This is a genomic window from Kribbella sp. NPDC051936 (assembly GCF_040680955.1).
In the GTDB taxonomy this organism is placed as follows: domain Bacteria; phylum Actinomycetota; class Actinomycetes; order Propionibacteriales; family Kribbellaceae; genus Kribbella.
Genome location: NZ_JBFAXS010000001.1, coordinates 206040 through 220775, shown reverse-complemented (window position 1 = coordinate 220775; position 14736 = coordinate 206040). Strand labels below are relative to the sequence as shown.

General features: G+C 69.7%; 16 protein-coding genes. 12 read left to right on the top strand and 4 right to left on the bottom strand.

What is annotated here, in order from left to right; all coding sequences use genetic code 11:
- The first annotated feature begins 36 nt into the window (after positions 1-36).
- Both rpsR and rplI read left to right on the top strand, forming a co-directional pair.
- Entirely contained in the window at positions 37-270 is a 234-nt protein-coding gene (rpsR, locus tag AB0L64_RS01165) for a 30S ribosomal protein S18 (protein WP_012924539.1), read from the top strand.
- Positions 271-284: 14 nt separating this feature from the next.
- A complete protein-coding gene (gene rplI / locus AB0L64_RS01160; protein WP_359936096.1) occupies positions 285-731 on the top strand; it encodes a 50S ribosomal protein L9 in 447 nt (148 codons plus the stop codon).
- 102 nt (positions 732-833) lie between these two features.
- Here the strand turns inward: rplI and AB0L64_RS01155 are convergent, their stop codons facing one another.
- Both AB0L64_RS01155 and AB0L64_RS01150 read right to left on the bottom strand, forming a co-directional pair.
- The gene (locus AB0L64_RS01155) at positions 834-1031 is read right to left on the bottom strand and encodes a hypothetical protein (protein WP_363706468.1); all 198 of its coding nucleotides are present in this window, start codon (positions 1029-1031) and stop codon (positions 834-836) included.
- On the bottom strand, positions 1028-2443 hold the full coding sequence (locus AB0L64_RS01150; protein WP_363706466.1) for a hypothetical protein: 1416 nt from the start codon (positions 2441-2443) through the stop codon (positions 1028-1030). The genes AB0L64_RS01155 and AB0L64_RS01150 overlap by 4 nt, the downstream gene beginning before the upstream one ends.
- A 248-nt stretch (positions 2444-2691) precedes the next feature.
- Between AB0L64_RS01150 and AB0L64_RS01145 the strand changes: the two genes are divergently transcribed.
- From AB0L64_RS01145 to AB0L64_RS01100, 10 genes are read left to right on the top strand one after another with little or no spacing between them, the layout of a single operon-like run.
- Positions 2692-3312, top strand: a complete 621-nt coding sequence (locus AB0L64_RS01145; RefSeq protein ID WP_359936090.1) for a DUF6668 family protein — start codon at positions 2692-2694, stop codon at positions 3310-3312.
- 15 nt (positions 3313-3327) lie between these two features.
- Positions 3328-3609 (top strand): TrbC/VirB2 family protein, encoded by a 282-nt coding sequence (locus tag AB0L64_RS01140; RefSeq protein WP_363706464.1) that lies wholly within the window; start codon positions 3328-3330, stop codon positions 3607-3609.
- Positions 3610-4476, top strand: a complete 867-nt coding sequence (locus AB0L64_RS01135) for a PT domain-containing protein (protein ID WP_363706462.1) — start codon at positions 3610-3612, stop codon at positions 4474-4476.
- Positions 4473-5330 (top strand): hypothetical protein, encoded by an 858-nt coding sequence (locus AB0L64_RS01130; RefSeq protein WP_363706460.1) that lies wholly within the window; start codon positions 4473-4475, stop codon positions 5328-5330. Before AB0L64_RS01135 ends, AB0L64_RS01130 begins: the two co-directional genes overlap by 4 nt.
- 1 nt (position 5331) lies before the next feature.
- Positions 5332-6948: a type IV secretion system protein gene (locus AB0L64_RS01125; protein ID WP_363706458.1), complete on the top strand. Its 1617-nt coding sequence runs from the start codon at positions 5332-5334 to the stop codon at positions 6946-6948.
- Positions 6935-8443, top strand: coding sequence for an SCO6880 family protein (locus tag AB0L64_RS01120; protein WP_363706457.1), 1509 nt, complete (start codon positions 6935-6937; stop codon positions 8441-8443). The genes AB0L64_RS01125 and AB0L64_RS01120 overlap by 14 nt, the downstream gene beginning before the upstream one ends.
- A gap of 34 nt (positions 8444-8477) precedes the next feature.
- Positions 8478-10073 (top strand): ATP/GTP-binding protein, encoded by a 1596-nt coding sequence (locus AB0L64_RS01115; protein ID WP_363706455.1) that lies wholly within the window; start codon positions 8478-8480, stop codon positions 10071-10073.
- A gap of 6 nt (positions 10074-10079) precedes the next feature.
- A complete protein-coding gene (locus tag AB0L64_RS01110; protein WP_359936076.1) occupies positions 10080-11915 on the top strand; it encodes a TraM recognition domain-containing protein in 1836 nt (611 codons plus the stop codon).
- Complete coding sequence (locus AB0L64_RS01105) at positions 11905-12282, top strand: DUF4913 domain-containing protein (RefSeq protein WP_360164705.1); 378 nt, start codon at positions 11905-11907, stop codon at positions 12280-12282. Before AB0L64_RS01110 ends, AB0L64_RS01105 begins: the two co-directional genes overlap by 11 nt.
- Positions 12283-12285: 3 nt before the next feature.
- Positions 12286-12621: a YrdB family protein gene (locus tag AB0L64_RS01100; RefSeq protein ID WP_363706452.1), complete on the top strand. Its 336-nt coding sequence runs from the start codon at positions 12286-12288 to the stop codon at positions 12619-12621.
- Here the strand turns inward: AB0L64_RS01100 and AB0L64_RS01095 are convergent.
- Both AB0L64_RS01095 and AB0L64_RS01090 read right to left on the bottom strand, forming a co-directional pair.
- Positions 12618-13361 carry a hypothetical protein gene (locus tag AB0L64_RS01095; RefSeq protein ID WP_363706450.1) on the bottom strand — a complete coding sequence of 248 codons (744 nt, stop codon included), beginning with the start codon at positions 13359-13361 and terminating at the stop codon, positions 12618-12620. The two genes, AB0L64_RS01100 and AB0L64_RS01095, sit on opposite strands and share 4 nt — an antisense overlap.
- A gap of 41 nt (positions 13362-13402) precedes the next feature.
- The gene (locus tag AB0L64_RS01090; protein WP_363706448.1) at positions 13403-14725 is read right to left on the bottom strand and encodes an MATE family efflux transporter; all 1323 of its coding nucleotides are present in this window, start codon (positions 14723-14725) and stop codon (positions 13403-13405) included.
- Positions 14726-14736 lie beyond the last annotated feature (11 nt).

Below are 14736 nucleotides of genomic sequence, written 5' to 3'. Positions count from 1 at the left end.
CGTGCCGGGCTCTGGAAATAGGAAGAGAGCACCACAATGGCCAAGATCATTCGGAAGCCGAAGAAGAAGGTCTGCGGCTTCTGCAAGGACAAGGCGACGTACGTCGATTACAAGGACACCGCGCTGCTGCGCAAGTTCATCTCGGACCGCGGCAAGATCCGCGCCCGCCGGGTGACCGGGAACTGCGTGCAGCACCAGCGCGACGTGGCCACCGCTATCAAGAACGCTCGTGAGGTGGCCCTGCTGCCGTACACGAGCACGGCTCGCTGAGGGAGGCGCGGACCATGAAGCTCATCCTGTCTCAGGAGGTCGAGGGCCTCGGAGCCCCCGGCGACATCGTCGAGGTCAAGGACGGCTACGGCCGTAACTACCTGGTCCCGCGCGGCCTGGCCATCGGCTGGACCCGCGGCGCCGAGAAGCAGATCCAGACGATCAAGCGGGCGCGCGACGCCCGGGCGATCCAGGGCAAGGAGCACGCGAGCGAGGTCAAGAACCAGCTCGAGCAGCTTGCCGTCACGCTGGAGGTCAAGGCCGGTGACACCGGCCGCCTGTTCGGCTCGGTCACCCCGGCCGACATCGCCGGCGCCATCAAGGCCGCCGGCGGCCCGCTGGTCGAGAAGCGCGCGATCGCGATCGCGTCGCCGATCAAGACCACCGGCAAGCACCAGGTCGCCGTCCAGCTGCACCCGGAGGTGGCCGCCACGGTCCGCCTCGAGGTCGCGGCCGGCTGACACCGGCACCCACGCACAAGGCCCGCGTTCCCCGTTCGGGGGACGCGGGCCTCGTCGTTTCCTGGAGGGAGTGCCTCAGGAGCTCCCTCGGGAGCGAGTGCCTCAGGGCTTCTCGGGTGCCGGCCACTCCACCGGCTGCGGCTCGACCGTCTGTCCACCGCTGCTCGGCGCCTCGACCGTGGGCCAGTCGACCGGCTCCGGCTCGACGCCGTCCGCGAGCGCCCGGGACGGCGCCAACAGCATGCCGATGGCAACCAGTGCGGTCGCGATCCGCGCCGCGCGACGCGTAGGCCGGCTCATTTCGCCGGGTCCAAGGCGTAGAGGACGGAGTTGTACACGACGACGGCGCGCTTGCCGGCCACGCCCCACGGCCGCGTGGTGCCCTCGTTCTGCGGGTAGGTGTTCCAGTTCGGCGACACGGCGGTCAGCTTGCTGCTGATCGTGCCGTAGAGCATCGATCCGCTGACCGACAGCGGCTGGAAGCCGGGCAGAATCCGGGTGTTGTTCTTGGTCAGCGTCAGGTTGACGAGGCACGCACCCCAGGCGGCGAACTTCCGGTTCGGGTCGGGCACCCAGTCCCAGCCGTTGTTGTCGCCGTTGCGGATCGACCCGCAGCTCGCGACCACCTTGCCGCTCGCCGACGAGTGCACCGACGGGATGACCTCTTCCGGGTTCTTGGCGTTGGTCCACAGGGCCTGGACGTAGTCGGGGCTGGCCGAGACCACCTGGATGATGGAGCCCGCGCCGCCCGGCGGCTGCAGCTTCACCTCCACCGTCTCCTTGTCCGGCTGGGCCCAGAAGAGCGGGCCGTAGTACTGCGCCATCAGCGTGCGGTCGCCCTCGGCGAGCAGAATGGTGGAGCTCCGCGGCTTCTCCGGAACCGCCTTGAGGACGCCGCCCGAGATCACCATCGCGCCCGACTCGTTCGAGAGCATGATGAGTGGCGACTTGCCGAAGAACTGCACCTTGGCGCTGTCCGGCAGCTCGATCGTCTTCGCCTCGGCGCCGCCGCCGGCCCAGTAGTACAGGGTGGACGGCGTCGTGATCGCCAGCACCAGCTTGCCGTCAACGGTGGTGTAGACCGGGCTCTCGGCGTCCTTCGGCACCTTGTCCTGCCACAGCACCTTGCCGTTGCTGTCGAACACGGCGACCTTCTGGTCCGTGGTCAGGATCGCAACCTCGGTGCCGTCGGGCTTGATCGCCGGCGTGCTGTCCTTGGCGATGTCGACCGTCCAGCCGGCGTGCGTCGAGTAGCCGAGTGGCTGGGTCCTCGGGGGGAACTCGTCGGCGTGCACGGACGGTGCGGGCAGCTCGGGCAGCTTGGGCGACTCGGTCACCTGCGGCTTGCCCTCGCCGAGCTTGCTGAAGACGGTGATGTACAACGTCGTACCGGCGATCAGCACCACCGCCACGGCCATCGCCACCACGATCGGCCAGACCGGCTTCTTGCCCTTGCGGGGGTCGGTCTCGATCGCCTCCACCTGGCCGTCCGGGTGGATGATCAGCGGCCAGGAGGCGCCGTCGGCCTCGACCGCGGTCGCCTTCACGGCGCGGCCGAGCTGGGCGGCCTGCTCGCTGACGAGCTGGAGCGCCGCCTGCCGGGGATCGTGGTGGTTGATCGGGTGGCTGCGGCCGGCGATCTTCACCTCGGCGTTGTGGTCGTCGTACAGCCGGATCGTGACCTTCGGCCAGGACGGGACCTTCTCAGCCACGATGACCTCTCATTCCCGCCACAGATCTCCCTCGCTCCACCGGTTACGTCGTCCTCGTTCTAGCATGTCCTCCGCACGAGGCATGCCAGGGATTCCGGGCAGGCAGAAACCACGCGAGCCCGGCGGCTCGACTGACCCCGACAAGGGGGTAGAAACATCCTCGCCTGTGGATGGGTCACGAAAGTACACCCGGAAAGCGAGAGAATACTGTGGGCGACAGCCTGTGACGCACCGCGAGAGGAGGGGCCATGACGCAGAACCCGTGGACACGAGAGCAGTCTCCGGGTCCGCAGCAGCCGTCGCCGGGCCCGACTCCTCAGCCGGACATCACCCCGCGGGGGCCGTCCGCGCCCCAGCACGGGGTGCCGGCGCCCGCGGAGGACCAGCGCCTGCCCAAGTTCGCGATTCCGGCGGCCGACACGCTGTGGTGGGTCGGTGTCCACGGCGGCGCCGGCGAGACCACGATGTCGGTCCTGCTCCCCGGCACCAGGGCGGCCAATCATCGCTGGCCGATCCCGCCGCCGCCGGTGCCGACTCCGGTGATCCTGGTTGCCCGGACCCATGGGTCCGGCCTGCGCGCCGCGCAGCGAGCCGCGATCGAGTGGGCCTCGGGCGTCGTCCAGGGTGTCGCGGTGCTCGGCCTGGTGCTGATCGCGGACGCCCCCGGCCGGTTGCCCCGGGTGCTCGACGACTTCGCCGACATCGTCGGCGGAGGTGTTCCGAGGGTTTGGGACATCCCGTGGATCGAGGAGTGGCGCAGAGGGGAGGCTCCCACGCCTGACAACACGCCGGACGAGGTTTTCGAAGTACTTGAATCCATCTACGCACTTCGCGCGTCAAACCCAGCGGACTATCCCGCCCCGTACTGAAAGGCTCTCGAGAACATGATGTTGCTTCATCTGGTCAACGACCTCCCGAACACCCTGCCGTTGGAGCCACCGCCTACAGAGGTGACCGACGGGCTGCGGAAAGTTCTCGGCTGGGTCAAGTGGATCGCGTACCTGATCTGTGCCCTCGGCATCATCATCGCCGGCGGCATGATGGCCGTCGGTCAGCGTCGCGGCGAGGGTGGCGAGCACGCCGCCCGGCTCGGCTGGGTCCTGGCGGCCTGCATCGTCATCGGCGCGGCGACCGCCCTCGTCGACGCCCTCGGCGGCACCACGTAAGTGGGACTGTTCAGTAGGAACCCGGACTCCGGTGACGGTTCGGACGGCGAGAAGACCAGCTTCCTCGAGGAGCGTGGCTTCATCGCGTCCGCGATCGTCATCGGAGCGGTGCTGATCTGCCTCGTGGTGTGGTTCGTGGCCGGAGGCCGGTCGGAGACTCCGTCGGCCGACCCGACCCAGTCACCGAGCACGGTCGCTCCTACCGGACAGCCCACCGAGGCACAGCCCACCGAGCCGCCGCCCGCGTCGCCGACCGAAGTACCGAGCACCACCCGGAACACTCCGCCACCGCCCACCAGCACCACCGGCGGCTGCCACGCCAAGAACCCGAGCCAGGTGATCCCCCGGGTCGCCGCGCCGCTCTCGGTCTCGTGGCAGTTCGAGGGGAAGATGCTGATCCCCATCCAGGCGGCGAGCGGGCCGGCGACCACCAGCCCGAGCGGTGTGCGCTCCTGCTTCGCGCATTCGCCGACGGGCGCGGTGCTCGCGGCGATGGTCCTGCTCGGCCAGATCCAGAACCCGGAGGTCAGCATCGCCACACTGCACAACCGGGTGTACCCGGGGCCGGGCCGGGACGCGGCCATCGCGCAGGCCAAGCTGACGGCCAAGACGCCGTCGACGGTCGCCGGTGACGTCCAGTTCGCCGGCTTCAAGGTGCTCGACTACCCGGAGAACGCGACCCGCGCCCTCATCCAGATCGTTGCCGATCTCAACGGCAAGGCGTACGGCGCGATGCCGATCACGATGCGCTGGTACCGCGGCGACTGGTACGTCGAGCTGCAGACCGACGGCAGCTTCAACGGCTCGGTCGAGCCGGACATCCTGACCAGTCTCAGCGGCTACGTCAGGTTCAGTGGTGCGGCATGATCATCCTCGGATGCTCGGGCTGGCCCTGGGACTGGGACGACTGCTTCAAGGATGGCCTGAAGACCGCGCTCGAATGGGCCTTCGGCAAGTTCTTCGACTTCATCTGGGAGGCGATCGCCAGGGTCGTCATCCACGCCGTCGAAGCGGTCATGAAGGCCGTCGGCCTGCTCTGGGTCTACATCCCGACCCCGAACATCGCCGAGAACACCCCGGCCGTATGGATCCAGCAGCACACCAACTTCATCATGGTGTTCATCGCCTCGCTCGCGGTCGTCGTCGGCGCGATCCAGATGGCGGTCTCGCATCGCGGTGAGCCGGCCAGAGACATCCTCAAGTCGCTGGTCACCCTGGTCGTGGTGACCGGGTCGGCGACGGTGTTCGCCGGCACGCTGATCTCGGCCGCGGACGGGTTCTCGTCGTGGATCATCAACGCGGCCCTGAAGAAGGACGACCACAACTACGCGAAGAATCTGCTCGACATGATGGACGAGCCGTTCGGCTGGTTGCTGGTCATCTTCGTCGGCATCCTGATGGTCATCACGGCGATCATCCAGTTGGCGCTGATGATCGTCCGGTACGGGATGCTCGTGCTGCTGGTCGGCGTGCTTCCGCTGACCGCGGCGGCGACAAACACCGAGATGGGCATGATGTGGTTCAAGCGCGCCCTGGCCTGGCTGGCCTCCTTCATCATCTATAAACCGGTGGCCGCGATCATCTATGCCACCGCATTCAGTCTGATGGGTTCCGAAGGCGCATCGCACATCCTCAAGATCATCATGGGCGTGACGCTGATGATCGTGGCAGTCGTCGCACTGCCGGCCATTCTTCGATTCGTCTCACCGAGGACATCCTGACGTGATTCCGCTCGATGTGATCGACTGGGCGATCGACCTCATGAAGAAAGCCCTCGAGGTCGTCTTCGCCCCTGTCATGGAACTGGTGATGAAGTTCGTGTTCGAGCCAATTCTCAAAGCCATCGGCGCAGCGGTCGGAACCCTGATGAGCACGATCGCCACCTTCTGGGTCTACGTGCCGACCATTGCTGTCGGCAACGATCAGGGCAGGCCGGCCAACGACACGGTGGACTGGATCTGGCAGCACACGCAGTTCATCGCGCTCTTCATCGCCGCGATCGGGCTGATCGTCGGCGCCATCCAGATGGCCTGGACACAGCGCGGCGAGTCGGCCCGCGAGCTGCTCCGCTCACTGATCACCCTCGCCGTGGCCGCGGCGTTCTCGATCGCCGTCGCCCAGGCGCTGATCACCGTCGGCGACATCTTCTCCAGTTGCATCATCAGCAGCGCGCTCGACTCGAAGACCGCCGGTTGGGTCGACGGCTGCCAGAACATCGGCTCCGGCGACTCGCAGGCCTTCGGCGAGAAGATGGGCGCGGTCCTGGGATTCGCCGCGATCGTCGGCATCGCCGGCTCACCGGTGCTGATCGGGATCATGATCGCGGTCGGCATCCTGTGCGTGATCGCCAGCCTGATCCAGATCGTGCTGATGGTCGTCCGCAGCGCCATGCTGGTCCTGCTGCTCGGCGTGCTGCCGATCGCGGCCGCCGCGACGAACACCGAGATGGGCCGGAGCTGGTTCAAACGCATCATCTCCTGGCTGCTCGCCTTCATCCTCTACAAGCCGGTGGCGGCCATCGTCTACGCGACGGCGATCCGGCTGGTCTCGGACAACGGCGCCCCACTGCACTACGACGCCAGCAACCCGGACGAGATCGGCAGCATGGTGATGAACGTGGTCACCGGCCTCACGATGCTGGTGCTCGCGCTGTTCGCGATGCCGGCGCTGATGCGGTTCATCGTGCCGATGGTCGGGGCGACCGCGGGGTCGGCCGGTGCCGGCATGATCGCGGCCAAGATGGTCGGTGCCGACAAGGTCGGCGACATGGTGAGCAAGGGCGCCGACCAAGGCGCCGACGGCGGCGGTGGTGGCGGTGACGGCCCGAGCGGTGCACAGAACGTCGGACGGGCGTCGCAGCAGGCCCCGAGCGGCGGTGGCGGCGGAGGCGGCGGAGGCGGCGGTGCCCAAGGCGCGGCGGCCGGCGGCGAGGGCGGTGCTGCAGGTGCTGCCGGTGGAGCCGGCGGCGGAGCGGCCGGTGGTGCGGCGGCCGGTGGTGGTGGCGCGGCAGCCGGCGGTGGAGCCGCGGCTGCTGGTGGTGGAGCGGCGGCTGCTGCCGGACCGGCTGCGGTCGCGGTGGTCGCGGTCAAGGCCGGTGTCGACGCGACCAAGGCGGTCGCCCAGACGGCCGCGTCCGAGACGATGGGCAACGACGAGATGGACCAGGGCTCCCAAGGCTCCCAGGGTGGGGGCGGCGGCGGTGGGGGTGGCGGCGGCCCCACCGGCAGCGGCCGGGGCGGCGACCTGAGCCGCGAGCGCGACCGCGCACCGCGCGACTATCGCGACGACGACCGCAACAACTACCAACCACCACCGGACGGACCAAGTGGCAGCAGCTGAGAACGTACGACGCGCTCCTCGCACCTACGGCAACTGGCGCAGGCCCGCCTCGGCGGGCATCGCCGGCCTGGGCATGCTCGGCACCGCCATCATGATGGGTGGCCTGCTGCTCGTCGTGATCGCGACGATGGCGGGCGGCATCAAGGCCGCCCTCATCAGCCTGCTGATCGTGGGCGCGGCACTCGGTCTGCTGGTCACGAAGGACAAGCACGGGTACTCCACGCTGCAACGGCTCTCGACCCACATTGGATGGCAACGAGCAAAGATGGCTAAGCACAACATTTACCGCTCCGGACCGCTCGGCCGGACCGCCTGGGGCAAGTTCCAGCTCCCCGGGCTGGCCGCCGCTTCCCAGTTGAGCGAGTACCAGGACTCGTACGGACGGCCGTTCGCGCTGCTCTACTACCCGAGCACCCGGCACTTCACCGTCGTCATCAACGCCGAGCCCGACGGCGCCTCCCTCGTCGACGAGGAGCAGGTCGACGTCTGGGTGGCGCACTGGGGTCAGTGGCTGGCCTCCCTCGGCCACGAACCGGGCATCGTCGCCGCGTCGGTGACCGTGGAGAGCGCACCCGACACCGGTATCCGGCTGCGCCGCGAGGTCGGCGGCAACATGGTGGACGGGAGCCCGGCGATCGCCCGGGCGATGCTGACCGAGGTCGTCCAGACCTACCCGGAGGGCTCCGCGCTGGTCTCGGCCCGGGTCGCGCTGACCTTCAAGGGCACCGACCGGAGCGGCAAGCGCCGCAAGGAAGACGACATGGGCCGCGAGCTCGCGGCCCGGCTGCCTGCGCTCACCCAGAGCCTGAACGCGACCGGTGCGGGCGCCGCCCGGCCGGTCAGCGCGCAGGAGCTGTGCGAGGCGATCCGGATCGCCTACGACCCGGCGTCGGCCGCGCTGATCGACGAAGCACGCGCCCAGGGCATGCCGCCGGAGCTGCAGTGGACCGACGTCGGCCCGGCCGCCACCCAGTCGTTCTGGGACAAGTACCGGCACGACTCCGCCTGGTCGGTGACCTGGCAGATGTCGCAGGCTCCGCGCGGCGAGGTGTTCTCGTCGGTGCTGTCCCAGCTGGTCGCGCCGCACCCCGACATCGACCGCAAGCGCGTGACGATGCTCTACCGCCCGCTCGACGCCGGTACGGCGGCCCGGATGGTGGAGGCCGACAAGCGCAACGCGTCGTTCCGCGCCACGGCCTCGGCCCGTCCGTCGGCACGCAACTTGGCCGAGGCACGGGCCGCCGACCGGTCCGCGCAGGAAGAGGCGCGGGGCGCCGGCCTGGTCAACTTCGGCATGGCCGTCACCGGCACCGTGATGACCGCCGAGCAGATCCCGGACATGATCGCCGCGATCGACAACCTCGGCGCCACCGCGCGCGTTCTGCTCCGGCCGGTGTACGGCTCACAGGACTCCGCGTTCGTCGCCGCGCTGCCGCTCGGCATCGTCGTCCAGAACCACCTCGCCGTACCGGCGGGGCTGCGGGAATCCCTATGATGAGACTTCGCACAGTGACACCTGGGGGGTCACAGTGAGCAAGAAGCAGAAGAAGCCGGTCGACCCGAGCCGCCGCGGGCGGCGGCCGATGCCCCGTGGCTGGCCCGGTATGGGCGCCGGCTACTCGACGTACCTGCAGGCCCCGCAGGAATGGCGCGGTACGACGGTCCAGGTCTGCGGGATGTGGCCGTTCTCGGCCGGCACCGGCAGCCCGATGGTCGGCGTACCGATCGGCCGGAACATCCTCTCCGGCGCGACCATGTGCTGCGACCCGATCAGCTGGTTCATGCGGGCCAAGCTGATCTCGAACCCGTCGATGTTCGTCCTCGGCAAGCCGGGTCTGGGCAAGTCGACGATCACCCGGCGGATGGCGCTCGGCATGGCCGGGTACGGCGTGATGCCGCTGGTGCTCGGCGACCTGAAGCCCGACTACAAGGACCTGATCGAGGCCCTCGGCGGCCAGGTCATCCAGCTCGGCCGCGGCCGCGGGCACCTGAACGTGCTCGACCCGGGCGAGTCCCGGGAGGCCGCGCTCCGGCTGACCGGCAAGGCCCGGGAGGCGATCCAGGCCGACGCGCACGGCCGCCGGCAGACGATGGTCTCGGCGCTGATCGCGATTATGCGGAACCAGAACCCGAACGACCGCGAGGAGACCATCCTCGACGAGGCGCTCAAGGTGCTCGACGAGCGGTTCCAGGGCACGCCGGTGCTCAAGGACCTGCTGCAGGTCATCCAGGACGCCCCGGACCGGGTCCGCAACGTCGCCCTGGACCGCGGCAGCCTGGACCGGTACCGGCAGATCACCGAGGGCCTGGAGGCGTCGCTGATCGGTCTGGTCGGCGGTGGCCGGCTGGGCGAGATCTTCTCCGCGCCGACCGACAACCCGATGCAGATGGACCGTCCGGTGGTGTTCGACGTGTCCAACGTCGACGACTCCGAGACGAGCCTGCAGGCCGCCGTACTGCTGGCCTGCTGGTCGTACGGGTTCGGCGCGGTCGCGGTCTCGCAGGCGCTGGCCGACGCCGGCCTGGAGCCACGGCGGCACTACTTCGTCATCCTCGACGAGCTGTGGCGAGTGCTGCGGGCCGGGAGCGGCCTGGTCGACCGGGTCGACGCGCTGACCCGTCTGAACCGGCAGCGCGGTGTCGGGATGGCGATGATCTCGCACACCATGTCCGACCTGCTCGCGCTGCCGAACCCCGAGGACCGGATGAAGGCGAAGGGTTTCGTCGAGCGCTCCGGCATGGTCATCTGCGGCGGTCTGCCGCGGGCCGAGATGGACAACCTGACCGAGGTCGTGTCGATGTCCATGGAGGAGCAGAACATGCTCGTCGGTTGGCAGGACCCGCCCGCGTGGGACCCGTCCACCGGCAAGGAGGCCGCACCTCCCGGCCGAGGGAACTTCCTGATCAAGGTCGGTGGCCGGCCGGGGATCCCGGTGCACGTCGGGCTCACCTCCGTCGAGCGCGAGATCAACGACACCAACAAGCTGTGGACGACCGGCAACGACGGGAAGCCGCAGAAGGTGGAGGTCGCCCCGGACGGCACCCAGGAGGTCGTCGGCGAGTACAGCCTGGACGACCCGATGCTGCTGCCGCCGCCCGACCCGACCACCCGCGTGGGGAGCTGACGAGTCATGGCGCAGGGCAGGAAGAGCACCGGCCCGGGTGGCATCTCACCCGAGGCCGTCTTCATCTTCGTGATCATCGGCGTGGTCGCGCTGGTGGTCTTCTCGATGTGGATCGCGCTGAAGGTCGCGTCCGCGATCAACGGCTCGCGGACGCCGGGGAACCCGTTCGACGCGATCGTCGACCTGTCGAAGGGCAATCTGGAGTGGTCCGGCGCGGCCACCGGCATCCTGGTCGTCGAGGTCGTGGTGCTGCTCGGCCTGGCCGCCGGCGGCTGGATGGTCTTCCGCAACCGGGAGCGTTCGATCGGCCGGGTGGACCGGCAGGCGCAGCTGATGTCGAAGCGCTCGGAGATCTACAAGCTCACCCGCGAAGGCGCCCAGGAGAAGGCGAACCAGCTCGGCGCCGGGCACGCGGGCCCCGGGATCCTGATCGGCCGGACGGTCCGGGACAACCTGGAGGTGTTCGGCAACTGGGAAGACATGCACGTCGACATCTGGGGTCCCCGAACCGGTAAGACCACGTCGCGCGCGGTGCCGGCGATCCTGGACGCGCCCGGGTGCGTCGTCGCCACTTCCAACAAGCGGGACATCGTCGATGCGACCCGCGGGCCGCGCTCGGAGAAGGGCCCGCTGTGGGTGTTCGACCCGCAGGAGGTCTGCGAGGAGCCGCCGAACTGGTGGTGGAACCCGCTGACCTACATCACCGACGAGACCAAGGCGCGTGAGCTCGCCGAGCATTTCGTCGCCTCGCAGCGCCAGCAGGGTGCGCAGACCGACGCGTTCTTCGACGCCGCGGGCACCGACCTGCTGGCCGGTCTGCTGCTCGCGGCCGCGGTCGCCAAGCGGCCGATCACCCAGGTGTACACCTGGCTGGCCGACCAGCGGAACGACGAGCCCGAGCGGATCCTGCGCAACACCCCGGGTCTGCAGCTGTCCGCGGACGCCCTGTCCGGTGTCATCAACGCGCCGGACAAGCAGCGCGCGGGTGTCTACGGCACGGCCCAGCAGAGCGCCCAGTTCCTGGTGAACCGCAAGGTCACCCGCTGGGTCATCCCGAACGGCCCGAACGACAACCGCCCGCAGTTCAACCCGCACGAGTTCGTCCGCAACGGCGGCACGCTGTACAGCCTGTCCAAGGAAGGCGCCGGTACGGCGGGCCCGCTGGTCACCGCGCTGACCGTCGCCGTCGTGGAGGCCGCCGAGCAGTATGCCCGCGGCTGCCCGATGGGCCGGATGCCCAGTCCGCTGGTCGGCGTCCTCGACGAGGCCGCGAACGTGTGCCGGTGGAAGAACCTCCCTGACTTGTACTCGCACTTCGGCTCCCGTGGCATCGTGCTGATGACGATCCTGCAGTCCTGGGCTCAGGGCCAGGAGTGCTGGGGCGATCACGGCATGCAGAAGCTGTGGGGCTCGGCCAACATCCGGGTGTACGGCGGTGGCGCCGCGGACGCGACCTTCCTCGAGAACCTGAGCAAGATGATCGGCGACTACGACATCAGCTCGAGCTCCGTGTCGTACAACGAAGGCAAGCGCGGCACCAGCCAGCAGGTCCAGCGGCACAACATCATGGAGGTCTCCGACCTCGCCTCGATGCCGCCCGGCCGCGCGGTCGTGTTCCCGTCCGGGATCCCGGCCACGCTGGTGAAGACCGTCCCGTGGTTCACCCGGCCGGACGCCGGTGCGGTGAAGGCGTCGCTGGCGAAGTACGATCCGGGAGCGGCAGCGAACGTCCCGGTGAGCAACAACCCGTGGGTGGCGTCTCAGCAGGCACCTCTGCCGCAGCGCGGTCCTGAGCGGCCGGTCTGGGAGCAGAACGAAGGGGACAACCGCGGTGGATGGTGAACAGGAGCTCTTCTACCCGCACGTCGCGGCGTTCGTCGAGGACCGGCTGATCTACCTCTACACCCGCCGGCTCGGGCAGCAGTTCATCTGGTGCCCCGAGTGGTACCGGCACGCGGAGGCGCTCAGCCGGCTCGACTCGATCTGGCGGGCCTGGGAACACCTGCGCCTGGACCCGGCGACCGGGATGTCGGTCTGGTGGCGTGACCATGCGGACCCGCACATGATGGCGCTGCTGGACCCGGACGGCCCGTTCGCCGCGTGCCGGAACAACACGCACACCGACTACCCGATCCCGCCGCTCCCGGTCCAGGAGCCGCCGGCCGGCCTGTTCTTCGATCAGCGGCAGCCCAACATCCGCGGGATCTGACCGATGTGGAGGTGGGGCAACCTCCTCCTGGCGTTCCTCGCCGAGTTGGTTGCCCTAGGCATCTTCGCGTACTGGGGCTGGGAGACCGGCGGTACGACGCTCGTGCGCTGGCTGCTCGCAGTCGGCCTACCGCTCGTGGCGGCGATCATCTGGGGTCGCCTCGCCGCCCCGACCGCGACGCGCACGACGCCGGCCGCGCGCTGGACCGTGAAGGTCCTCGTGTTCGGCCTGGCGGGCGCAGCGCTGTGGAGCCTGGGCCACCCGCTGCTCGCCGTCGGGTTCGTCGTCGTGGTCGCGGTGAACCTGCTGATCATCCACGTCCAGAAGCTGGAACCCTAGATCTCGAGATCGGGCTCGCTCGCGCGGTTCGGCTTCACGACCTTGCCCTGCTGGTTGCGGACCTTGCCGCGGCCGCGCACGTGGCGGCGGGCCTGGGGGAGCTGCGCCTCGGGCGCGTCCTCCGGCGGCTTGCGGACGGCCTCGCTCGCGCTGGGCTGCGCCTCGCGGCGACGCTCGCGCGCGGAGGCGTCGTACGCGTCGGCGATGCCGTCGTCGCGGACGGCCTTGCGTTCCTCGATGGTCGCCGCATTCTGGTACCGGCGTCCTTGCGCGCTGAGCTCCGCGGATCCGATCTCGCCGCGCTGGACGGCGGCCTCGTCCAGCAGGTGCCGGCCGTGTGCCCGGTCGCTGAGGCCACGCTGTACGTCGTTCGCGGCGTACTGCCGGTACCGGTCGCGGGCGTCCTCGTCGGCGTACGCGAGCTGGAAGGCCCGGGCGGCCTCCTCGTCGAGCAGCTCGTCGCGGTCGCGCCGCTCCTGCAGCGTCCGCTCGTCGGCGGTCGCACGCTCCTCGAGCCGCTCGGCGCGCGCGTCCGCGTCCTCCTGGTCGCGACGTTCCCGGAGGTCCTCCTCGTCCTCGCGCGCGGCTTCCTCCTCGGCGAGGTCGTGGGTCGGACGGCTGCCGGCCTCGGCGCGGGCCTGGGCCGCACGCCGCTCACGCGCGGCCTCGGTGTCGTCGTCGCCTTGCGCCCGCTGATCGGGCTCGAGCTCGACGGACTGGTCGTCGTCGGTGTCTGGCATGCCGGTCCTTTCCTCCGGCTCCACGATGCCGCACCGCAGGGTCAGCGGGTAGCTCCGGTGACCAGCCAGGCGTCGCTCCGCTCACGCAGGGTCAGGGTCAGGAAACGCAGCAGCATGTATCCGCCGAACGCCCACCACAGCGCGACGATCCCGCCGTCCAGCCAGAGCACCGCGAGCGCAAGCGGGACGTACAGCGCGAGGGCGACGATCCCGGCCAGCGCGAGGTACCGGCCGTCGCCGGCGCCGATGAGGACGCCGTCCAGCACGAACACGACGCCGTTGATCGGCTGCCACACCGCGGAGACGATCAGGATCGCGGCGAGCGTACGGCGTACGTCGGGGTCGCTGGTGAACCACGGGACGTAGACGTCGCGCAGCCCCCACAGCGCGAGGCTGCCGACCAGCCCGGAGAACAGGCCCCACCACATCATCCGGCGCGTGATCGCGCGGGTCCCCGCCACGTCACCGGCGCCGAGCGCGCGGCCGGTGAGTGCCTGCGCGGCGATCGCGATCGCGTCCAGGGCGAGCGCGAGGAACGACCACAGCGTGAACGCGACCTGGTGGGCCGCGACGGACGTCGTCCCGAGGGCCGTGGCGACGAACGTGAGCAGGATGATCGCCGCTCGCAGCGTCAGCGTGCGAACGATGAGCGGTACACCCATCTGCGCGGAGGCCAGGATGCCGGGACGGTCCGGGCGGAGCTTGGCGCCGTCGCGGCGGGCGCCGCGGACCACGACCACGACGAGTGCGACGCCGGCACCTGTCTGTGCGAGCGCCGTACCGAGCGCGGAGCCGGCGATGTCCAGCCGGAGGCCGTAGACGAGCAGGACGTTCAGCCCGATGTTGGCGAGGTTGGCGGTGATCGCGACGATCATCGGCGTCTTGGTGTCCTGCAGCCCGCGCAGGACGCCGGTGGCGGCGAGCAGGAGCAGCATCGAGGGGATGCCGAAGCAGGAGATCCGCAGGTACGTGACGGCGTGGTCGGCCACTTCCGGCGACGGGTCGAAGGCCCCGATCGCCTGCGGCGCCAGCGCCAGTCCGAGGAGGGCGAGGACGACGCCGAGCAGCAAGGCCAGCCAGAGCCCGTCGATGCCTTGGGCAAGTGCGCCCTTGTGGTCGCCGGCGCCGATCCGCCGGGCGACGGCCGACGTGGTGCCGTAGGCAAGGAACACGCAGATCCCCACGAGCGTCTGCAGGATCGTGCCCGCGACCCCCAGTGCGGCCAGCTGCGGCGTGCCGAGGTGTCCGACGATGGCGGAGTCCGCGAGCAGCATCAGCGGCTCCGAGACGAGCGCGAAGAACGCCGGGACGGCCAGCCGGAGGATCTCCCGGTCCTGTTCCCCCACCCATCGTCGACGTCTCACCGGAGCGAGCG